Origin of the sequence: Ensifer aridi (genome assembly GCF_002078505.1) — a bacterium.
GTDB classification, from domain to species: domain Bacteria; phylum Pseudomonadota; class Alphaproteobacteria; order Rhizobiales; family Rhizobiaceae; genus Sinorhizobium; species Sinorhizobium aridi.
The window spans coordinates 185,111-206,862 of record NZ_LUAV01000012.1 but is presented as its reverse complement, the minus strand read 5'-3'; the positions used below and the strand labels follow the sequence as shown (position 1 = coordinate 206,862).

General features: G+C 63.2%; 16 protein-coding genes. 3 read left to right on the top strand and 13 right to left on the bottom strand.

Annotation, left to right across the window (positions count from 1 at the left end):
• Positions 1 to 64 precede the first annotated feature (64 nt).
• Together AYK65_RS11090 and AYK65_RS11085 are read right to left on the bottom strand one after the other, a co-directional pair.
• Positions 65 to 1,225, bottom strand: coding sequence for an ABC transporter substrate-binding protein (locus AYK65_RS11090; RefSeq protein ID WP_026617867.1), 1,161 nt, complete (start codon positions 1,223 to 1,225; stop codon positions 65 to 67).
• A gap of 176 nt (positions 1,226 to 1,401) precedes the next feature.
• The gene (locus AYK65_RS11085; protein ID WP_026617866.1) at positions 1,402 to 2,310 is read right to left on the bottom strand and encodes a LysR family transcriptional regulator; all 909 of its coding nucleotides are present in this window, start codon (positions 2,308 to 2,310) and stop codon (positions 1,402 to 1,404) included.
• Positions 2,311 to 2,432: 122 nt separating this feature from the next.
• Here AYK65_RS11085 and AYK65_RS11080 point away from each other — a divergent pair, with 122 nt between their 5' ends.
• The gene (locus tag AYK65_RS11080) at positions 2,433 to 3,356 is read left to right on the top strand and encodes an alpha/beta hydrolase (protein ID WP_026617865.1); all 924 of its coding nucleotides are present in this window, start codon (positions 2,433 to 2,435) and stop codon (positions 3,354 to 3,356) included.
• Positions 3,357 to 3,467: 111 nt separating this feature from the next.
• Here the strand turns inward: AYK65_RS11080 and AYK65_RS11075 are convergent, their stop codons facing one another.
• The gene (locus AYK65_RS11075; protein WP_081158347.1) at positions 3,468 to 5,465 is read right to left on the bottom strand and encodes a CocE/NonD family hydrolase; all 1,998 of its coding nucleotides are present in this window, start codon (positions 5,463 to 5,465) and stop codon (positions 3,468 to 3,470) included.
• A gap of 22 nt (positions 5,466 to 5,487) precedes the next feature.
• Complete coding sequence (locus tag AYK65_RS11070; RefSeq protein ID WP_081158346.1) at positions 5,488 to 7,077, bottom strand: ABC transporter substrate-binding protein; 1,590 nt, start codon at positions 7,075 to 7,077, stop codon at positions 5,488 to 5,490.
• A gap of 125 nt (positions 7,078 to 7,202) precedes the next feature.
• Here AYK65_RS11070 and AYK65_RS11065 point away from each other — a divergent pair, with 125 nt between their 5' ends.
• Entirely contained in the window at positions 7,203 to 7,997 is a 795-nt protein-coding gene (locus AYK65_RS11065; RefSeq protein ID WP_026617862.1) for a helix-turn-helix domain-containing protein, read from the top strand.
• Positions 7,998 to 8,079: 82 nt separating this feature from the next.
• Here the strand turns inward: AYK65_RS11065 and AYK65_RS11060 are convergent, their stop codons facing one another.
• From AYK65_RS11060 to bcoG, 9 genes are all read right to left on the bottom strand, one after another.
• Positions 8,080 to 9,711 carry an ABC transporter ATP-binding protein gene (locus tag AYK65_RS11060; RefSeq protein ID WP_046118827.1) on the bottom strand — a complete coding sequence of 544 codons (1,632 nt, stop codon included), beginning with the start codon at positions 9,709 to 9,711 and terminating at the stop codon, positions 8,080 to 8,082.
• Positions 9,704 to 10,531: an ABC transporter permease gene (locus AYK65_RS11055; protein WP_026617860.1), complete on the bottom strand. Its 828-nt coding sequence runs from the start codon at positions 10,529 to 10,531 to the stop codon at positions 9,704 to 9,706. Before AYK65_RS11055 ends, AYK65_RS11060 begins: the two co-directional genes overlap by 8 nt.
• On the bottom strand, positions 10,528 to 11,640 hold the full coding sequence (locus tag AYK65_RS11050; protein WP_034886088.1) for an ABC transporter permease: 1,113 nt from the start codon (positions 11,638 to 11,640) through the stop codon (positions 10,528 to 10,530). Before AYK65_RS11050 ends, AYK65_RS11055 begins: the two co-directional genes overlap by 4 nt.
• Positions 11,641 to 11,642: 2 nt before the next feature.
• Entirely contained in the window at positions 11,643 to 13,232 is a 1,590-nt protein-coding gene (locus AYK65_RS11045; protein ID WP_081158345.1) for an ABC transporter substrate-binding protein, read from the bottom strand.
• A gap of 344 nt (positions 13,233 to 13,576) precedes the next feature.
• Positions 13,577 to 14,359: a carnitinyl-CoA dehydratase gene (locus AYK65_RS11040; protein ID WP_081158344.1), complete on the bottom strand. Its 783-nt coding sequence runs from the start codon at positions 14,357 to 14,359 to the stop codon at positions 13,577 to 13,579.
• A gap of 5 nt (positions 14,360 to 14,364) precedes the next feature.
• Entirely contained in the window at positions 14,365 to 16,428 is a 2,064-nt protein-coding gene (locus AYK65_RS11035; RefSeq protein ID WP_081158577.1) for an acetate--CoA ligase family protein, read from the bottom strand.
• Between the two features lie 278 nt (positions 16,429 to 16,706).
• Positions 16,707 to 17,867: an acyl-CoA dehydrogenase family protein gene (locus AYK65_RS11030; protein ID WP_081158343.1), complete on the bottom strand. Its 1,161-nt coding sequence runs from the start codon at positions 17,865 to 17,867 to the stop codon at positions 16,707 to 16,709.
• 186 nt (positions 17,868 to 18,053) lie between these two features.
• Complete coding sequence (locus AYK65_RS11025) at positions 18,054 to 19,544, bottom strand: carnitine 3-dehydrogenase (protein ID WP_081158342.1); 1,491 nt, start codon at positions 19,542 to 19,544, stop codon at positions 18,054 to 18,056.
• Positions 19,545 to 19,708: 164 nt separating this feature from the next.
• Positions 19,709 to 20,611 (bottom strand): 3-dehydrocarnitine:acetyl-CoA trimethylamine transferase BcoG, encoded by a 903-nt coding sequence (bcoG, locus tag AYK65_RS11020; protein ID WP_081158341.1) that lies wholly within the window; start codon positions 20,609 to 20,611, stop codon positions 19,709 to 19,711.
• A 108-nt stretch (positions 20,612 to 20,719) separates the two neighbouring features.
• Between bcoG and AYK65_RS11015 the strand changes: the two genes are divergently transcribed.
• Positions 20,720 to 21,691 (top strand): GlxA family transcriptional regulator, encoded by a 972-nt coding sequence (locus tag AYK65_RS11015; RefSeq protein WP_081158340.1) that lies wholly within the window; start codon positions 20,720 to 20,722, stop codon positions 21,689 to 21,691.
• Positions 21,692 to 21,752: the final 61 nt, after the last annotated feature.

The following is a 21,752-nucleotide window of genomic DNA, read 5'->3' as shown; positions in this document are numbered from 1 at the left end:
CTCCCCGCGGGCGGGGAGAGGGTTAGGGTGAGGGGCGAATGCTTGCGATGCGGTTGCGTCCGCCTTACCGCCCGCCAATGACGCCGATATAGTCGGAGACCCAGCGGTGATAGGGCACGCACTCGCCTTGGCTCTCACACTTCGACACGGGCGTCTTCCAGAATTTGACCTTCTCGAAGTCGTCGTAGCCGTTGGTGGCGCAGCCCTCGTCCGTCAGGAGCTCGTTACCCTTGCAGGCGGCACCCACGGACGGGTTGGCGCCGAACCAGGCAGACACATCGCCCTGGACCTTCGGGGAGAGCGTGTGCTCCATCCACATATAGGCGCAGTTCGGATGCTCGCTTTCCGCATGCAGCATGGTCGTATCCGCCCAGCCCGTTACTCCTTCTTCCGGAATGACCGAGGCGATCGGCAGCTTCTCGGCCTTCATCAGGTTGACCTGGAAGGGCCATGAGCCGGAGGCGACGACGCCCTCGTTCTTGAAGTCGTCGATCTGGATCATCGCGTCGTGCCAATAGCGTCCGACGAGCGTGCGTTGGGTGCGGAGCAGATCGAGGGCGGCCTTGTACTGGTCCTCGTTGAGCTCATAGGGATCCTTGATGCCGAGCTCGGGCTTGTGCGCCATCAGGTAGTTGGCGGCATCGGCGACATGAATCGGACCGTCATAGGCCTGGATGCGGCCCTTGTTGGACTTGCCGTCGGGGAGCGTCGTTTCCTCGAAAACGACCTTCCAGCTCTTCGGCGCCTCACCCTTGAAGACTTCCGTGTTGTACATCAGGACGTTCGGGCCCCAGACGTAAGGTGTGCCGTAATGGACGCCGTTGACGGTATGCCACGGCGCATTCTGCATGCGCTCGTCGATCGTCTTCCAGCTCGGGATGAGGTCGGTGTTGATCGGCTGCACGCGCTTGCCGGCGACGAGACGAAGCGAGGCATCGCCCGAGGCGGTGACGAGGTCGAACCCGCCTTCGTTCATCAGCGCGACCATCTCGTCGGAAGTGGCGGCGGTCTTCACGCTGATCTTGCAGCCCGTCTTCTTCTCGAATTCGGTGACCCAGTCGTAGTTCTTGTCAGTCTCGCCTCGTTCGATATAGCCGGGCCAGGCGACGATCGAGAGTTCGCCTTCCCCCTTGCCGAGTTCCTTCAGCGGCTCCTGCGCGAAGGCCGGCGCTACGAGGCCCAGAGAAAGCGTGAGCGCCGTGCAGGATTTCAACGTCTGCTTCATCGGAAGTCTCCCCAGTTTCATGCCGCGTTCGGCGGCTTTGTTCCCGAGGTGAAGCGTGCCTCTATTTCTCCGTATTCGCAAATTCATTAATCAGAATGTCGCTATCGGTATTTCCGATATCGACGCGAAATGAGCGGGTTTCCGCTCGCATTTCGCGCCTCTCTAACACGTGAGTCTCATCGCGGGCGGGCGCTACGCAAGGCTTCGGCAATGCCGACGAAATCGCGCGCCGATTGCGGCAGGCTCGAACCTTTGCGCCAGACCATGCCGACCTGCACGACCGGCAGTGCGCCGGAGACGTCGCGGCTCTCGATCCGGTCGCCTTCGAGCGACCAGGGCCGGTAGACGAGGTCGGGCAAAAGCGCGATGCCAGCCCCGGTCGCGACCAGGCTTCTGACCGCCTCGACCGAGCGGGTGCGGAAAGCGACATGCGGGCGCGCACCGAGGGCCGTCAAAAGCTTGCCGGTGTTCTCTTCGATCTCGTCCACCGTCAGCATGATCAGGGGCTCCTTGGCGATGTCCTCGACCGAGATGATATCGGCGGCGACGAGCGGATGGCCGATCGGCAGCCAGAGGCGGTAGGGCGAGGTTTCGAGGATTTCCGCCTGCAGCGCCATGCGGTCGCGCAGGTTGGAAATCACCATGACAGCGACGTCGAGTTCGCCGCCGATCAGCAGATGTTCGAGATAGGAGCCGTTGTCCTCGATGGCGCTCACCTCGACACCGGGGCAGGCGCGGCGATAGCGGGCAAGCAGGTCGGAGAGCACATAGCCGGCGACGAGCGAGGTAACGCCGAGATTGAGCCTGCCGCCGCGTTCCTCGCGGCTGTCGGCAAAGCTCCTTCGCGCGTCGGAAACGTCGGCGAGGATTTTTGTGGCATGGCGCAGGAATTGGTGCCCGTTATGGGTGATCGACAGGCCGCGCGGATGGCGGTCGAAGAGCTCGACGCCGAGATCGGTTTCGAGCTCCTTGATCGCTTCGGTGATCGACGACTGCGAGATCGAAAGGTTCTGCGCCGCGCGGGTGACCGAGCCCTGTTCGGCGACGGCGACGAAATATTGCAATTGCCGGAGCGTGAATGCCATGGAGCGAATTAACACCGCTTGCTGAGGGAAACGCAAGCAATGCGCGGACCGCGGCAGGCGTTGGCGCATTTTGCCGTGCGCGGCGGCGCGGCGATGCTAAGCTGCCCTCAAGGGAGCACAGGATGGATAAGAAATCAACAAGACCAATGCCGACAGAAGCCGGCATTCTCGCTTTTCACGAGCGCTGCGAAAGATTCTATCCCGCAGACGCGGTCAATGCATCTATCGTGCAGCAACGCCGATGGTACGACGCGCTCTGCGCCGAATTCGATGCGCCTTCGCCGGAGGGCCTGACGCGGCGGGACGAACGCGTGGCCGGGCGGACCCCTGTCAGACATTATCGCCCCGCGAAGGTCGCGACCGAGACACGTGTTTTTTACATCCATGGCGGCGGCTTCGTCGTCGGCTCGTTGGAAAGTCATGACGCGATCTGTGCGGAACTTGCCCATGGTGCGCGCGCCGAACTGATTTCGATCGACTATCGATTGGCGCCGGAGCATATCTGGCCGGCGGCCTTCGAGGATTGTTATGCGGTGCTCGAAAGCCTTCTGGCCGATGACCGCCCGGTCGTCGTAGTTGGCGACAGTGCAGGAGGGAACCTTGCGGCGGGTATCGTGCTCAAGGCGAAGGCGGAGGGGCTTTCCGGCATTGCGGGCCAAGTGCTGATCTATCCCGGTCTCGGCGGCGATCTTGTTAGCGGCTCTTATGTCGAGATGGCGGAGGCGCCGGGGCTTTCGACGACGGACGTGGCCTATTATCGCGACGTGCTGCAGGCGCCTGCCGAGGACTCCCTCGCTTACCCGCTGAGGGCTACGGATCTTTCCGGACTTCCACCGGCCTATATCACCGGCGCGCATTTCGATCCGCTACGGGACGACGCGCGGACCTATGCCGCCCGGCTCGCGCAAGCGGGCGTCGACGTCACCTATCGCGAGGAGCCGCAGATGATCCATGCCTGGCTGCGGGCGCGGCACATGAGCCCTGGCGCGCGAGCGGGATTTCGCCATCTCGTTCATGGCCTCGCGCAACTGGTTGGAACGGAATGAGCAAGAAGAAATAAGTGGGGCGACTGACGTTCATCGACTGCTTACGGGTGCGAAACCGATCCTGCGCGAGGGCGCGGCAGCGGGATGAGGGCAACGACGCGGGCCGATCGCCTACATGAAATCCCGCCTGATCCGCTTCTCGAAGCTCTTCTCGAAAATCTTCTCCTCGCCCTCAAAAGCCTCGACCTTTGCCGATGTGATCCATTCGGTTTCCGTGCAGCCCAGATGCGAGGTCGAGATCGTCTTGAGCGTCTGCCGACCCCGTCGTGCGATGCAGGTCCAGGTCGAAATGCCCGTCATCGAGTGCGGATCCTGGGGTGCGATAGACCAGGTTTCATCGCGGATATCCTGCGTCGCGTTGCCGGTGTCGGGGTGTTCGACGAGGCCGGTGTCCTCGTAGATCCGGTAGCGGGTCACGCCCTTCGTCATGTCGCGTTCGACCGTGCGGCGGGTTTCAGCCGGCGAATGCGCGATGTAGTGCGGCAGCGGCTCGGGGTTCGCGGGCTGCGGCACGACGATCTCGCGATGGTCGCCGAGGAGCGGCAGTGACAGCGACAGGCTCGCCGTGTCTATCGTCAGCCCCGGATCGCTCGGGGGCGGGAGGATCATCGGCCAATAGGAGGTCGACAGCGACAGCCGGATGCGATGGCCGGGGCGGAAGCGGTAGCCACAAGCGTCGAGCACCAGCGTGACGCGCGTCTTGCGATTTTTCTCCATCGGCAACGGTTTTGCATTGCCGTTGCGATGGGCGAGGTTGAGAACGCCGAAGGAGACGCGGGTCGCCGTGCCGTCGGGATGGATGTCGACGAGACGGGCGATCAGGTTGGCTGTTTCGGCGGCGCAGGAGACCTCGAGCGAGAGGACCGGCTGCCCGAGATAATCCTCCGCCTCGAGCAATGGATGCGTGTCGAAGGTGAGGGAGCCGGCGTCGTCGATGCGCTGGTCGCCCGCCATCTCGGCATCCGGCTTCAGCGTGAAATATTCGCCGGCGGCCGTGCCGGTGTCGAGAGGCGAGCGTAGATAGACATCGCCGATCCCTCGCCGCGAAGAAGGGTCGATGGCGAGGCTGCCGTCGCTTGTCGCGACGAAGGCGCGCATCTCGGGTGGGGCCCACCGATCCTTGGCGATCCAGCGGCCCGGGTCTCGGTCGCGCCTGAGGGCCGGTCTCGGCCCGTCGAGAATATAGGCGCGCATCTGCGGAAGAGTTTCCGCGTCATTTCGCCCGTCATGCAGCCAGCGGTTCCACCAGCGGATGGCTTCACTGTGGAAGTCCGCCCGCGGCTTCGGCCAGGCGAAATGCGGATATTTGTGGACCCAGGGACCGATGAGCCCCTTGGCCTTGTCGCCGAGGCCCTCAATCGCCTTGATCGGCGTGTTGCGGTAGCCGTCGGCCCAGCCGGCGATGACGAGAGCGGGAATGGGAAAGCCGTCGAAATCCTCGCAAATCGAGCCATGCCGCCAGAAATCATCGCGGCGCTGGTGCTCGAGCCATTCTTCGAGAAAGAAGGGCTCGTTCTCCAATCGCTCCAGCCACATTTCCCTCCAGCGCTCGCCGACGAGCTCCGGATCGGGCGAGCGCGACTGATAGGCGAGCATGGTCGCCGCCCAGGAGAGTTGCGCCGAGAGGTGACAGCCGTTCTTGTAGTGTATGTCGTCGTTGTAGCGATCGACAGTCGAAGCGATCGAGATCACCGCCTTCAACGCCGGCGGCTTGAGTGCCGCCACCTGCAGGCAGTTGAAACCGCCCCAGGATATCCCCATCATGCCGACCTTGCCGTTCGACCAGGGTTGCGCGGCAATCCAATCGATGATCTCGCAGCCGTCGGAAAGCTCGCGCGGCGTATATTCACCGTCGATCACGCCTTCCGATTCGCCGGAGCCTCGGATGTCGACGCGCACGCCAGCAATGCCGGCGGCCGCGAAAACCGGATAGGTGGATTCGTCGCGCGCGCAGGTCCCGTCGCGCTTGCGATAGGGCAGGTATTCGAGCACCGCCGGTACTGGATTCTGTTCCGTGCCTTCCGGCATCCAGATCCGCGCGGCAAGCCGAGTTCCGTCCTTGAGCGTGATCCACTCGTTCTCTATCACGGTAAAACTGCGATCGACCATGTTGGCTACCTCTCGATCCGTCTCAGCTATCAAACCAGACGCGGCTTCCAATGTAGCCGTTCGAAAGGTCGTTGCCGATATCATGCACGAAGCCCTTGAGCGAGGCGGAGGCGGCGTTCACATAGTCGTTGAAGACCGGCAAGATGAGGCCGCCTTCGTCGCGGACCATGAGAGCCATCCGATGATAGAGGTCCTTGCGCTTCGTCTCGTCAAGCTCGGAGCGTGCGGTTAGAAGCAGTTTATCAAAATCCTCCCGCTTGAAGCGCGTGTCGTTCCATTCAGCGCTCGAAAGATAAGAGGTCGAATAGCGGGAGTCCTGCGTCGGGCGGCCACCCCAATAGGAAGCGCAGAACGGCTGGACGTTCCAGACATTGGTCCAGTAGCCGTCTTCCGGTTCGCGGCGGACCTCGATCTCGATGCCGGCCTTGCGGGCACTTTCCTGGAAGAGCACCGCGGCATCGACCGCGCCGGGGAAGGCGGCGTCCGAGGTGCGCAACAGGATCGGCCGGTCGTGACCGGACTTTTTGTAGTGGAAGGCGGCTTTGTCGGGATCGTAGACGCGCTGCTCGATGCCTTCCGGGGCCAGCGCGTAGTTTTCGTTCACCGGATAATCGTTGCCAAGCTTGCCGTAGCCGCCGACGGCGCGATCGAGGATGGCCTGCCGATCAATTGCATATTTAAGCGCCATCCTGAGATCGTTGTTGTCGAAAGGCGCCGTATTGCAATGCATGAGGAAGCTGTAGAAGCCTTTGCCTGGTGTCTGCAGAATCTGGACGCGCGGGGCACGCTTCAACAGCGGCACCGTCTTCGGGTCGACGTTGTTGATCAAGTGCACCTGGCCCGAGGACAGGGCCGCGATGCGCGCCGAGTTGTCGTTCATCACGATAATTTCGACGCTGTCGACAAAGCCGCGGTCCGACCGCCAGTCGGCGGTGTTCTTTTCGAAGGTCGCGCGGAGGCCAGCCTCATAGCTCACGAGCTTGTAGGGGCCTGTTCCAATCGGTGAGGCAGGATTGTCGACGCCGCCGCGCGGCTGGATGATCAGATGGTAGTCGGTGAGGAGCAGCGGCAAGTCCGCATTGCCTTCCGCAAGGGTCAGGACGAGGTCGCCGGCCTTCTCCTCGATCGTCTTGATCGAGCGCATCAGACCGAGCGCGCCGGACTTCGAGCCCTCGTGGGAGTGCCGCTTCAGCGTCGCGACGACGTCGGCGACCGTCAGGTTGCTGCCATCATGGAAGGCGATATCGCTGCGGATCTTGAAGGTCCACACCGAAGCATCCGCGGAAGGCTCCCAGGAGGAGGCAATCGAGGGCAGGGGCGCGCCGGTCACCGGATCGGATTCGACGAGTTTGTCGCCCCAGAGATGGCCGATCACGAAGGAGACGGAGCCGGTATAGGCGGCCGGATCAAGGGAGTCGGTCGTGGCGCCGCCCTTGAGACCGAGCTTCAAATGGCCGCCGCGCTTCGGTTCCTGTCCTCGCGCCTCGCCGGCCATTATCGAGCTTCCCACGGTGGCGGCGAGACTAAGCGCTGCCGTACCCGCGAGAAATCCGCGCCGGTTGATGCCGGTCGACACGATCAGGCCGTCCGCACGCTTTGTGAATTCGGTCATGTGCATGTTCCCTTCTGTGTTTTTTCGACGGAAAACCTAGCGGCTGCCGGGCAGCACACAATTTCGCGACTTGACGCTTCTTGACGCAAGTTTACGCTACGCAATCGAGGTCTGGGAGCATCGGCGTGGAGCAGGCAGAGACATTCGTCGCCAATTTGCGTTTCGCCTGCGCGACACGGCGCTCGATTTCGCAGATTTGCCGTGAGATCGGCATCAATCGCCAGCAGTTCAATCGCTATATCAGCGGCGAGGCACGGCCTTCGCCACACAATATCGCCCGGATCGCCGCCTTCTTCGGGCTTTCGGCGCAGGACTTTTCGTTGTCGCCGAAGCTGTTCGAGGCGCGACTGATCCGCCCCGACCAGGATCGCTCCGAGGCGCGATTGCTGTTCGAAGGCTTCCCCGGCGATCTCTCGGCGTTGAGGCGGCACATCGGCTATTATCAGACCTATCACACGTCGCCGTCGTGGCCTGGTCTCGTCGTCTGCTCCTGTTCGCGAATCTACGAGGCCAGTGGCTCCATCCGCGTGAAATCGATCGAGCGTATCCGCGACGCTGCGAACGAAATCCAGCAGTTCTCCAAGTACGTCGGACTCGTCACCTTCTGGCGAAACCGGATCTTCATCACAGAGCGCAGCGTCGGATGGGAGCCGATGCTTTCGCAAACGATCCTGATGCCGTTCGACGTGCACCAGCGCGTCTATCTCCGCGGCACGACCATGGGCGTTTCCTGGCGCAAGGAAAACCAGCCGTACGCGTCGCGGATGATCTGGCGCTACATCGGCCAGGAACCGGACCATCGTCAGATGCTAGGGCGCTGCGGCGTGCTCTCGTTCGGATCGCGACAACTGCCGGCAACGGTTAAGAGCTTTCTCGACACACCGGCGGCCGAGGTGCTGAGCGTGCCGACCGAATATTGAGAGCCGGCGGTTCGCCTCCCGGGCTCCGGAGCTCGCGAGGCATCTTTCGCCGCTCATACGACGCGCGAGAGACGCCGATCCGTCAATTGCCGGCGCTCTCCATTCGACGCGTTTTCAGCACCCTTTCAAGCCAACCGATTTCCATTTCCGGAACCGACTTCAACAGCAGGTCTGTGTAGTCGTCGAAGGGCGGCGAGAGCACCTTCGATTTCGGGCCGAAGCGCACGAGCCGCCCGCGGTGCATCACCGCGACGCTGTCGGCGATCGCCCTCACGATCGCGATGTCGTGCGTGATAAAGACATAAGAAACAGAGGTTTCTTCCTGAAGCTTCATAAGAAGATTGAGGATGCCTTCGGCGACCAGCGGGTCGAGTGCCGAAGTAGGCTCGTCGCAGAGGATGAGTTCAGGCTTGGCGGCAAGGGCTCGGGCGATCGCCACGCGCTGCTTCTGGCCGCCGGAAAGTTCGGCGGGGTAGCGGTCCAGAAAGCGCGAGCCCATCTCGATCTGGTCGAGCAGTTCTTTGACGCGCTCGGTCTTCCTGGCGCCGTGCATGCTGAAATAGAAGGAAAGCGGCCGGCCGATGATGTCGCGCACCGTCTGGCGGGGGTTCATCGCGGTGTCCGCCATCTGGTAGATCATCTGGATGCGGCGCAGTTCCTCCCGCGACCGTCCTTTCAATGTTCGAGGCAGTTCCTTGCCCTCGAAGGTGATGTGGCCTTCGGTCGGCGGCAGGAGCCCGGTGATCACCCGTGCGAGCGTCGATTTGCCGGATCCGGATTCGCCGACGATCGCCAACGTCTGGCCCTTCGGCAGATGCATCGAGACGTCGTGCAGGACCTTGAACCCGTTGCCATAGGCAGCGTGCACGTTCTCGATCTTGAGAAGCGTGCCGGACTGGTCCGTGGCTTCGTCTCGCTTCGTCTGGCGGACGCTGACGAGGGCGCGGGTATAGTCTTCCTTCGGCGCTTCGATCACCTGCTTTGTAGTGCCGTATTCGACGGTCTTGCCGTGGCGCAGCACCATGATGTCGTCGGAGATCTGGGCGACCACCGCGAGATCGTGGGTGATGTAGAGCGCTGCCGTATGCGTCTCCTCGATCGCGTGCTTGATGGCGGCGAGAACGTCGATCTGGGTGGTCACGTCGAGCGCCGTTGTCGGTTCGTCGAAGACGATCAGTTCCGGATTGGGGCAGAGCGCCATGGCGGTCATCGCACGCTGCAATTGGCCGCCGGACACCTGGTGCGGGTAGCGCTCGCCGAAGGTTTCGGGATTGGGCAGGCCCAGCACGCGGAACAGGTAAAGCGCGCGTTTCTGCGCCTCCGCCCTGTTCATGATGCCGTGGCGCAGCGACGCCTCGATCACCTGTTCGCCAAGCTTGTGGGCGGGGTTGAACGCGGCCGCCGCAGACTGAGCCACATAGCAGACATGGGCGCCGCGCACGGAGTTGATGCCGCTGCGGTCGAGCTTGAGGATATCCTTACCGTTGAGCAGCACCTCGCCGCCGGTGATGCCGCATCCGCCGCGACCATAGGCAAGCGCCGAAAGGCCGATCGTCGACTTGCCGGCGCCGGATTCGCCGATGAGCCCGAGCACCTTGCCCTTTTGCAGATCGAAGGAGACGCCTTCGACCAGCGTCACGACCTTCGGCGGCTCGCCGGGCGGATAGCTTGTCGCCTCGATCTTCAGGTTCTTGACGGAAAGCAGCTCAGGCATCGCCACGCCCTCCTTTCAGGCTCGAGGTGCGCTTCATCAGCCAGTCGACGACGAGATTGACGCAGATCGCAAGGGTGGCGATGGCGGCACCCGGAACAAGAGCGGCCGAAATGCCGAAGATGATGCCGTCCTTGTTGTCCTTGACCATGCCGCCCCAGTCGGCGGCCGGCGGCTGGATGCCGAGGCCGAGAAAGGAGAGCGTGGAAAGGAACAGGATCGAGAAGGCGAAACGCAGGCCGAACTCGGCAAGCAGCGGCGACAGCGTGTTCGGCAGGATCTCCCGGAAGATGATCCAGAGGCTGCCTTCGCCGCGAAGCCTTGCTGCCTCGACGAATTCCATCACCGCGACGTCGAGCGCGACAGCCCGGCCGATGCGAAAGACGCGGGTGGAGTCGAGCACGGCCATAACGAGGATCAGGATCCAGAGATGCTGCGGCAGCACGGCAAGAACGACGAGCGCGAAGATCAGCGTCGGGATCGCCATCATCAGGTCGTTGAAGCGGGAAAAGAGCTGGTCGACGAAGCCGCCCATGACGGCCGCGGCGAAGCTCAGGATCATGCCGAGCGCGAAGGAGAGTACGGTTGCCGCCAGCGCCACGAGAATGGTGGTGCGGGCGCCGTAGATCAGGCGCGAAAGCAGGTCGCGCCCGAGATTGTCGGTGCCGAGCAGGAAGTCGCCGCCGGCCGGCATCCAGATCTCGCCGACCACGTCGCGCTCGCCATAGGGGGCGAGCACCGGCGCGAAAATCGCGCAGAGAATGGCAAGAGCGATGCCGGCAATGCCGATCCAGGCGCTGATGGGGATGGATTTCACATTCATCGCGGATGCCTCAGTCTCGGATTGGCGAGAATGGCGAGAATATCGGCCGCCATATTGAGGAAGATGTAGAAGGCCGCAAAGATCAGGCCGCATGCCTGCACGACCGGCATGTCGCGCACCGTCACGGCATCGACCATGTATTGCCCCATGCCGGGATAGACAAAGACGACCTCCACGACGACGACGCCGACGACCAGATAGGCAAGGTTCAGCGCGATGACGTTGATGACCGGCGCCACGGCATTGGGAGCAGCATGGCGGGCAATGATGCGGAAGGTGCCGAGACCCTTGAGCTCCGCGGTCTCGACATAGGCCGAAGACATGACGTTGAGGATCGCCGCCCGCGTCATGCGCATCATATGGGCGAGAACGACGAGCACCAGGGTCGCCACCGGCAGGGCGATCGCCGAAAGCCGCTCGGTGAGGGTCATGCTGTCATAGACGGTCGCCGGGAAGGTGGCGACGCCCAATTGGACCGCGAAAACCATAATCAGGAGGTAGCCGATGAAGAATTCCGGCAGCGAGATCGCGGCAAGCGATATCACGTTGATGATCTTGTCCGGCATACGATTGCGGAATTGTACCGCCAGCATGCCGAGCCCGACTGCAAGCGGTACCGAGATGAGCGCAGCGAAGAAGGCGAGAAACAGCGAATTGCCGAGGCGGTTGCCGATCTGCTCGCTGACGGAGTTCTTGCTCGCCCAGGAGGTGCCGAAGTCGCCTTGCACTGCACCGCCGAGCCAGGTGAGATAGCGTTCGCTCCAGGGTCTGTCGAGGCCGAGATCCTTGCGGATGTTCTCGACCGCCTGCGGCGTCGCGGATTGGCCGAGATAGGTGGTGGCGAAATCGCCGGGGAGAGCCTCGACGCCGCCGAAGATCATCAGCGACACGGCGAAGAGAAGCCCGACGCTCAAGCCGAGGCGCTGGAGGATCAGCGCCGTGAGAGGACGGCGAAAGACGAAACGCCGCCAGAATGTGCCGTCGAGCTCGCCAGCGGCGAGGGCGGGGTTGGGTTTTGCTGGTACTCCGGAAAGGTCGGTCGGCCGCAGGGGTGTCTCTCCCGCGGCCGCGTCCGTCAGAACCGGACCAGTGATCGGTCCGCTTTCCATCGTCAGGCGTCCAGCCACACCCGGGTCGCGACATAGCCGTTCGACATGTCGTTGCCGATGTCGTGAACGTAACCCTTCACCTGCTTGGTGGCTGCGTTCACGAAGTCGTTGAACATCGGCAGGATCAGACCGCCTTCATCGCGCACCATCATCGCCATGGTGCGGTACATGTCCTTGCGCTTGGCCTCATCCAGTTCGGAGCGCGCCTCGAGCAGAAGCTTGTCGAAGTCCTCACGCTGGAAGCGAGTGTCGTTCCAGTCGGCGTTGGACAGATAAGCCGTCGAGTACATCTGGTCCTGGGTCGGACGGCCCCCCCAGTAGGAGGTGCAGAACGGCTGAACGTTCCAGACATTCGTCCAGTAGCCATCGCCCGGCTCGCGCTTGACCTCGATCTCGATACCCGCCTTCTTCGCGCTCTCCTGATAGAGAACGGCTGCATCCACCGCGCCCGGGAAGGCGACGTCGGAGGTGCGCAGCAGAACCGGACCGCTGTGGCCCGACTTCTTGTAGTGGAAGGCGGCCTTGTCCGGATCATAGGCCCGCTGCTCGATCCCTTCCGGGAAGAGTGCATAGGTGTCGTTGATTGGGAAATCGTTGCCGACCTTGCCGTAGCCGCCGAGGATGCGCTGGACCATGGTTTCGCGATCCATCGCCAGTTTCAACGCCATGCGCAGGTCGTTGTTGTCGAACGGCGCGGTGTTGCAATGCATGATGAAGACGTAGTGACCGCGGCCGGATGTGTTGAGGATTTCGACGGTCGGAGCGCGCTTCAGAAGACTGACCGTCTTCGGGTCGACGCGGTTGATATAGTGCACCTGGCCGGATGAAAGGGCGGCGATACGCGCCGTTGCGTCGTTCATCGCGATCAGTTCGATCGTATCCACATAACCGCGGTCCGTGCGCCAGTCGTCGGGATTCTTTTCGAAGGTGGCGCGCACGCCAGGTTCGAAACTCGTCACCTTGTAGGGACCGGTGCCGATCATCGCATCGGGATTGTCGAGACCGCCATTCGGCTGGATGATGAGGTGGTAGTCGGTGAGCAGCAGCGGCAGGTCGGCATTGCCTTCCGTCAGCGTCAGAACGAGCTTGTTGCCATCCGCCTTGATTTCCTTGATCGACTTCATCACGCCGAGCGCGCCTGACTCCGACTTGTCATCGGTATGCCGTTGCAGCGTCTTGATGACGTCGTCGACCGTCAGTTCCTTGCCGTCGTGGAACTTGACGCCCTTGCGGATCGTGAAGGTCCAGGTTGCCGCGTCTGCGGAGGGTTCCCAGGATTCGGCGAGCGCCGGCACGGGCGCCCCGGTCGTCGGATGGCTTTCGACAAGCATGTCGCCCCAGTTGCGGCCGACGACGAACATGAACTGCGAAAGCGCCTTGGCCGGGTCTTTCGAGTCGGTTGCCGCTGCACCTTCGAGACCGAGCTTCAGGTGACCGCCACGCTTCGGCTCCTGTGCAGCCGCGCTGGTCGCGAAAAGCGTGTTTGCCGTCGATGCGGCGATGCCGAAAGCTGCCGCGCGCCCAAGAAACTCACGCCGGTTCATTTTGCCCAGCATGACCTGCCGTGCCAGATAGTCTTTGTAATCGCTCATTCCCCTGTTCCCTTCTTTCCTCGGCATTCGCCGTTCGTTGTGATTGGTAGAGTACTCGCGTTTTGCCATCGATGCGATGGCTCCGGCCCCGGGGCTTGGTGCCCCGCCATGATTTTTGCCTATCCTGACCTCCTTCTCCGGTTCCGGGGGCGCTCCCACCATCTTCATCCATAAGGCTAGCTGCTTGGATGAGGCTTGTAACGCCCTAAATCACAAATCTTTGCCATAAGTCTTCCTTATGGGAGGTCGAGCTCTCCGCGCGCAGCGGCATCCGCGGCGTGCCACGTTAGAATGCCGGGCCAGCCGGCTCCAGATCTTGTCGCGGCCGTAGAGGCCCGCGTAATTCAACGTCCCTTCCAGGCCGGGTCGCGCTTTTCGGCAAAGGCGCGAGCGCCCTCCAACTGGTCTTCGCTCGAATAGAGGGTGTCGACCGTCCTGAACTGCCGGCGGGTGATCTTGTTCATCGTCGTCTGGAAGTCGCGGCCTTCGGCCTCGCGCACCACTTCCTTGATCGCAGCATAGACGAGCGGGGGTCCGCTTTCGAGGAGGCGGGCGAGTTCCCAGGCCCGCTCCATCAGCCGTCCGGCCGGCAGGATCTCATTTACGAAACCCCAGCGGTTCGCCTCGACGACGTCGAGCCAGCGACCGGTGAGAAGCATGTCCATGGCGATATGATAAGGGATGCGTTTCGGCAGTTTGACCGAGGCAGCATCGGCAAGCGTGCCCGATCGTATTTCCGGAAGCGCGAAAGTCGCATGCTCGGCGGCAAGTATGATGTCGGTCGAAAGCGCGATTTCGAGGCCGCCGCCGCAACAGATGCCGTTGACGGCCGCGATGATCGGCTTGTTGAGGTCGCGCAGCTCCTGCATGCCACCGAAGCCGCCGACGCCGTAATCGCCATCGACGGGATCGCCCTCCGCCGCCGCCTTCAGATCCCAACCGGGGCAGAAGAACTTTTCGCCGGCGCCAGTGATGATTGCGACCCTGAGTTCGGGATCGTCGCGGAAATTGCGGAAGATTTCGCCCATGACCCGGCTGGTCTTCAGGTCGATGGCGTTGGCCTTCGGCCGGTCGATCGTGACTTCAAGTATGCCGCCTTCGCGGCGGGTGAGGATCGGTCCGGTCATAGGCGTCATTTCCTCCGGCGGATCAAGGCATCGGCGGCAACGGCTCCCTGGCCCTCCGGCAACACCATTATAGGATTGATATCGAGTTCTTCGAGTTTGGAAGCGTTTGCAACGACATAGGATGCCACGGCAGCGACAGTCCTTATCAAGGCGGCGACATCTCCCTTTGGACCGCCGCGATAGCCATCCAGTAGTTTGTGACTCTTGAGGCCCGCGATTGCCTCGCCGATCGCCTCTTCGGTCGTCGGCAGCGTCAGTATTGCGGAGTCTTCCAGCAGCTCGACGAGAATTCCGCCGGCGCCGATGGTCAGCACCGGGCCTGCGACGGGATCGCGCATTGCCCCGACGATCAGCTCGGCGACAGGCTTGGCAATCATCTTTTCGACGAGATAGCCGGAGGCGACTGAGGCCATGCCCTGGGCCGCGGCGAGTACCTCGTCGCGACTTGCGAGATTAAGCTTGACCGCACCGGCCTCGGTCTTGTGGGCGACACCCAGGCCCTTGAGCACGACCGGGAAACCGAGGGTTTCGGCCGCATCGGCTGCTTGTTCCGCCGTAGCGGCGGTGATGCCGTTGGGAACGGCTATGCCCGAGGCGGATAGCTCACTCTTCGCTTCCGCCTCGGTCAGCGTGACAGCGTCTCCGGTATCCGGGCGGACCTGAAGCAGGGGAGGCGCAGCCGCCCTTGCCCAGGACGCACCGATTGCTGCCGCGGTCTCGGCGGCGGCGAGCGCCTCATCGATGCCGAAGAAGGGCACTACGCCTGCCGCCATCAGGGAAAGCGCGGTTTCCTCCGGCATGTTCTCGCCAAGGCTTGCGACGATGCCGGCAACCGCGCCGGTCGCGTCCGCCGCGTCGATCACCGCTTCGCAGGTCGTCACCCAGTCGGCGGCATCGCAGCGGTCGAGCCGTGGGAAATCGAGCACGATCAGGTTCAACGCATAGCCGCCCCGCATCATCGCGGCGAAGGCGGCCGTCTGCTTCTCCCGATTGCCCCAGACGAAGGTGTGATAGTCGAGCGGATTGGCGATGGTCACCATCTCGCCGAGACTTTCGCGAAGCGGCCGGCGTTGTTCTTCCTTGAGCGGGCGGAAGTTGACGCTGCGCCGGACGCCGGCGTCCGCCATCAGCGAGGCTTCACCACCGGAACAGCTCATTGAGGAGATGTCGGCGTTGGGGAGGGGACCATGAAGATGCAGAAGCTTCAAGGTTTCGAGAAGCTCCGGCAGCGTATCAACGCGGCCGATGCCAAGTCGGGCGAGCAGGGCCGAGGAGACGCGGTCATTGCCGGCGAGAGAGGCGGTGTGGGAGACGGTCGCGGCTTGCGCGGCCTCCGACTTGCCGACCTTCAGCGTCACGACTGGTTTGCGCAGTTCGCGCGCGCGGGTTGCGAGCCGCTCCAACGCCTCGATGCTGTCAAAGCCTTCAATGTGAAGGCCGACGGCGGTGACGCGCGGGTCCTCGAGCACCGCGCAAGCGATATCGGAAAGTCCGGTCTGCGCCTGGTTGCCGGCGGTCATGACATAGGCGAGGGGAAGGCCGCGCTTCTGCATGGAGATGTTGCAGGCAATGTTGGAGGATTGCGTGAGCACCGCGACGCCACGCTCCACCCGCAACATGCCATGCTGGTCCGGCCAGAGCAGCGCGCCATCCAGCATGTTGATGAAGCCGTAGCAATTTGGCCCGACGATCGGCATGTCGCCGGCGGCGGCGACCAGCGCTTCCTGCAGGTCGTTGCCGTCGGCAAGCTCGTTTGCCGCCTCGCGAAAGCCGGAAGCGTAACAGACGGCACCGCCGGCGCCGCGCGCGGCGAGGTCGCGGATGATCTCGATGGTAAGCGCCCGGTTGACGCCGACGAAGGAGGCATCCGGCGCTTCCGGCAGGTCCGCGACCGAGCGGTAGCAGCGGCGGCCGAGGATTTCTTCTTCGCGGGGGTGGACCGGCCAGATCGTGCCGGCAAAGCCCATCTTGTCGCATTGCTCGATGACGCGCCGCGCCTCCTTGCCGCCAAAAACGGCGATCGAGCGGGGGCGGATCAGGCGATCGTGGGAACGGGGAGGGGTGGTCATGCCGCGCCCCCGTTGAGTGCGCCGGGGGGGCGCCATCCGCAGCGCACCCCCCTCTGCCCTGCCGGGCATCTCCCCCACAAGGGGGGAGATTGGTTGGGGCGCTGTCCTTGCCCGTCAGCGACCGCCGAGGAGCGCTGGAATATTCTCGATGTACGGCGGGCGGTCGAGACGGTTCTCTGAAAAGGAAGCTGGGCGGCTGCGTCTTGCCGATCTCCCCCCTTGTGGGGAAGATGCCCGGCAGGGCAGAGGGGGGTAATTTGCGGAAGTTCGCCCATCGTTCAAGCCCCCAGCGGCCGCAGCAGGTCGCGGCTGATGATGTGCCGCTGGATTTCCGAGGTGCCGTCCCAGATGCGCTCGACGCGGGCGTCGCGCCAGAAGCGGGCGAGCGGCAGGTCATCCATGAGCCCCATGCCGCCATAGATCTGGATCGCCTCGTCGGTAACGCGGGCAAGCATTTCTGTGGCAAAGACCTTTGCCGAGGCGATCTCGCGGTTCGAGGGCAGACCCTGGTCGAGCCGCCAGGCGGCGGATAGCGTCAGAAGATCGGCGGCGTCGATCTCGGTGATCATGTCGGCGAGCTTGAAGGAGACGCCCTGGTTGGCGCCGATCGGCTTGCCGAACTGCTTGCGCTCGGCCGCATAGGAAAGGGCATAATCGAAGGCGCGGCGGGCGCGGCCGACGGAGGTGGCGGCGACCGTCAGCCGTGTTGCGTAGAGCCAGTCATTGGCGAGATCAAAGCCCTTGTGCAGTTCGCCGAGGATCTGCGAGGAGGGGAGCCGGCAGTCGTCGAAGGTCAGGATGCAGTTCTTGTAGCCGCGATGCGAGACGGAATTGTAGCCTTCGCGGATTTCGAAGCCGGGCGTGCCGCGGTCGACCAGGAAGCAGGTGATCTTCTTCTTCGGCCCGCGTGGCGTCTGCTCCTCGCCGGTAGCGATGAACACAATGACGAAATCGGCGATGTCGGCGTGGCTGATGAAGTGCTTCGTGCCATTGACGACCCAGTCGTCGCCGTCCTGCCTCGCGAAGCATTTCATGCCGCGGACATCGGAGCCGGCGTCCGGCTCAGTCATGGCGAGCGCGTCGAACTTGTCGCCCCGGACCGCCGGCAAGAGGTACCGCTCGCGCTGCTCCTCATTGCAGGCCATCAGAATGCCGGAGGGGCGGCCGAAGAAGACGGTGAGCCCCATCGAACCGCGCCCGAGCTCGCGCTCGACCAGGGTGAAGGTCAGGTGATCGAGCCCCGCGCCGCCGACTTCCTCGGGAAAGTTGCAGGCGAAGAAGCCGAGTTCCTTGCATTTGCGGGCGATCTCGAGGCCCAGCTCGCGCGGCACGACGCCGGTGCGCTCCACTTCGTTTTCATGCGGATAGATTTCGGTTTCGACGAAGCTGCGGACCGTGTCGACGATCATCTGCTGTTCTTCGGTCAGTGCGAAATTCATTGTTCTCCCTCGTAATTTTGATCCGCTGCATTCGCCTTGCGGATCGCTCCTCATCGGTCCGCTGGCGGCTGCGTATCGGGGTTGTCCCTCTCCTCGAGTTTAACCCGAGGACTAACCCTCTCCCCGCGCGCGGGGAGAGGGGACATGCCGCAGCGGGATGAGGGCGTCGCCCCGCCGTCATCCCCTTCACCGCTTCTGCCCCACATGCCGCCCCGCACCTTCCGGCACGTTGAGCTTCGCATGCCCGTCGGCGATCGGCTTCAGCTTCGCCAGCACCTCCGCCGGCGCTGGCACGGACTTGCCGGCCTCGGCATCAACGTGCAGCATCATCTGCTCGGCAGTAGCGATGACGTCATCGGAGCCAGCATCGTGGATCCGCGTGAAGAAGTGGATGCGCTTCTGGTCAGAGGCGAGAACTTGCAGCGTCGTGTAGAGCGCCTGGCCGAGCTTGGCCTCGCCGAGATGGCGGATATGCGTCTCGACGGTGTAGTAGCTGTGGCCGGCCTCGACATAGTCGAAGTTGACGCCGATCAGTCTGAGCAACGCGTCGGAGGTGTCGCCGAAGAGTTGCAGGTAGCGGTGCTCGGTCATGTGACCGTTATAGTCGACCCAGGCGGCATTGACCTTTGTCTCGACGAGACGCAGCGGCCCGGAAGCGTCGTAGCTTTTCGACTGGTTGCCGCCCTTCGCCCAGAGGCGTTTCTCGAAATCGGCGAGCAGCTTGCCGGCGCCCCAGCCTTCACCGCCATTACTGGCCTTCAGCGCATGCATGATGCCGACGAGGTTCTCGTCGCGGATGCGTTCGAGTTCGCGGATGGAGCGGCCGGCCGCCTGGGCGTCCGACTGCGCGCCGATCTTTTCGACCAGCGCGTCGTCGAGGTCGACGACGTCGGTGAACTTGGTCCAGGGCCACTTGAGGCAGGGGCCGAACTGCGCCAAGAAGTGCCGCATGCCGGCCTCGCCGCCAGCGATGCGATAGGTCTCGAAGAGCCCCATCTGCGCCCAGCGCATGCCGAACGAATAGCGCATGACATTATCGAGCGTCTCGGTATCGCAGATATCGTCCTGGATCAGCCACAACGCCTCGCGCCAGAGCGCTTCGAGCAGGCGATCGCCGACAAAGGCCTCGATCTCCTTGGCGATGACGACGCCCTTCATGCCGATCTCGGCAACTGCTTCCTCGGCGCGCTTGATCGTCTCCGGCGCGGTCTTCTTGCCGCCGACGAGTTCGACCAGCGGCAGCAGGTAGACCGGATTGTAGGGATGCGCCACGAACATGCGTTCGGGATGCTTCATCTCGGCCTGGAGGTCGGAGGGCAGGAGGCCCGAGGTCGACGAGCCGATGAGCGCGTCGGGCCGGGCGGCCGCGTCGATCTCGGTGATCACACCGCGCTTCAGCGCCAATCGTTCGGGCACGCTTTCCTGAATCCAGTCAACGTCCTGGACGGCTTCCTCGATGCTCTTGCAGAAGATGAATTTTCCGCGCGGCGGCAGCGGCGCCATGGTCAGCATGCCATAGGCGCGCTCCGCATTGGCCATGACCTCGCCGATGATCCGCTCGGCTTCCGGATGCGGATCGAAGATGTTGACGTCTATGCCGGCAAGCGCGAAGCGCGCCGCCCAGGCCCCGCCGATGACGCCGCCGCCGATGCAGGCGGCCTTGGTGATGGTGGTCATTCTCCCCTCTCCATCCCGTTGTACCGTGGGAACCCCTCCCGGCCCTGCGGGCCACCCTCCCCACAAGGGGGAGGGATAGGCGGCTCCGGATCCTCTACTTCGCTCTTTAGCCGCTCGCCCCTGCCGCCGCGGCAACCTCGGAGTTCGAGATTGCCGTGGACCCTTCACCGCTTCGTCAGCTTCAGCTTGTTGCGCACCTCTTCCGGCCCGATGATCTTGGCGCCCATGTTCTCGACGACGGCTACCGCCTTTTCAACGAGTTGGGCATTGGTCGCGAGTTGGCCCTTGCCGACATAGAGGTTGTCCTCGAGGCCGACGCGGACGTTGCCGCCGGCAAGAATCGCCGCCGCCGGATAGGCCATGGCGTTGCGGCCGATCGAAAAGGCCGAGAAGGTCCAGTTCGAGGGCACGTTGTTGACCATCGCCATGAAGGTGTTGAGGTCGTCCGGCGCGCCCCACGGAATGCCCATACAGAGCTGGATGAGGACCGGGTCTTCGATCAGGCCTTCCTCGACGAGTTGCTTCGCGAACCACAGATGGCCGGTGTCGAAGGCCTCGATCTCCGGGCGGACGCCGAGTGCCGTCATCTGGCGTGCCATTTCGCGCAGCATCGACGGCGTATTGGTCATAACGTAGTCACCGAGCGAGAAGTTCATCGTGCCGCAGTCGAGCGTGCAGATTTCCGGCAGGCATTCGGCCACGTGGGCGACGCGCTCGGTGGCGCCGGCCATGTCCGTTCCTTTTTCGTTGACCGGGAAGGGGCTCTCGACATTGCCGAAGACCAGGTCTCCGCCCATGCCGGCGGTCAGATTGAGGACCACGTCGATATCGGCGGAGCGGATGCGGTCGGTCACTTCCTTATAGAGATCGCGGCGCCGCGTCGGTGCGCCGGTGTCGGGATCGCGGACGTGACAGTGGACGATCGCGGCGCCCGCCTTGGCAGCTTCAATCGCCGCTTCGGCAATCTGTTTCGGCGTGACCGGCACATGAGGGGATTTCGAAACGGTGTCGCCGGCGCCGGTGACGGCACAGGTGACGAACACCTCGCGGTTCATGCTGAGTGGCATGGCTGTCTCCCTTTTGATGAGCCTATTAGGAGCCAGAAAGCGCCAGCCTGCTTTCCAAGTTCGGAGCCATTCTATACATTTTCGGCAGAAGGAGGAGGAAGTTACACCGTGGAAGCCGCCGTTTCGCAGGCGCAGCATGTCGATCTGCTCGTCTTGCCGGAGACCAATCTGATCCTAGTCGCCTCGGTCATCGAGCCGCTGCGCGCCGCCAACCGCATCGCCGGGCGCACGCTTTATAGCTGGACGATGTTCAGCCCGAACGGCGAGGCGATCGAGACGAAGAGCGGCATCCCGATCCCGGTCGCGGGGCCGTTCCGGCCGCAGCGCGAAACGTCGCCGCTTTTCGTGCTGTCGAGTTACAATTGGCAGTGCAGCGCCACGTCGCAGCTCAAGATGCTGCTCTCGCAGACGGCTCGATATCGGGAGGTAATGGCTGGAATCGAATCCGGGTCCTGGCTGCTGGCCGAGACGAGCCTGCTCGACAATTTTTCCGCCACCACCCACTGGGAGGATTTCGAGGATTTCGCCGCCGCCTATCCGCAGGTGACCATGGTGCGCGAGCGGTTTGTCATCGACGGCAAGCGCATCACCACCGGCGGCTCCTTGCCGACGCTGGACCTGATGCTGGAGCTGATCCGTCGGGCGCATGGCTATTCGCTGGCCCTCGAAGTGTCGCGGCTCTTTATCTACGAGCAGGAGCGCACGCGTGGCGACCTGCTGCAGATGCCGGCGATCGGCAATATGCGCATTCTCGATACGCGCGTCGGCGCGGCGGTCAAGCTCATGGAGGAAACGGTCGAGGCGCCGCTGACGCTTCATCGCCTTGCGCGCCGGGTGGGTGTCAGCGCCCGGCATCTGCAAGACCTCTTCAAGGAGACGATGGGCGCCGCCCCGCATGAGCACTATCTGGCGCTGAGGCTCAATGCGGCACGCCGCAAGGTGATCGAAACGCGGATGGAGTTCGCTGACATCGCAGCGATCTCCGGGTTCAATTCGTCGTCGTCGTTTTCGCGCAGCTACCGCGCCCACTATCGCGAAAGCCCCAGCGAGACGCGCCGGCGTCTGAAGCTCAAGAGCTGAATCAAGAATTTCAGAGGACGGTTCAGCTGGGCCGATACATCGAATCGAATCAGCGCTTTAT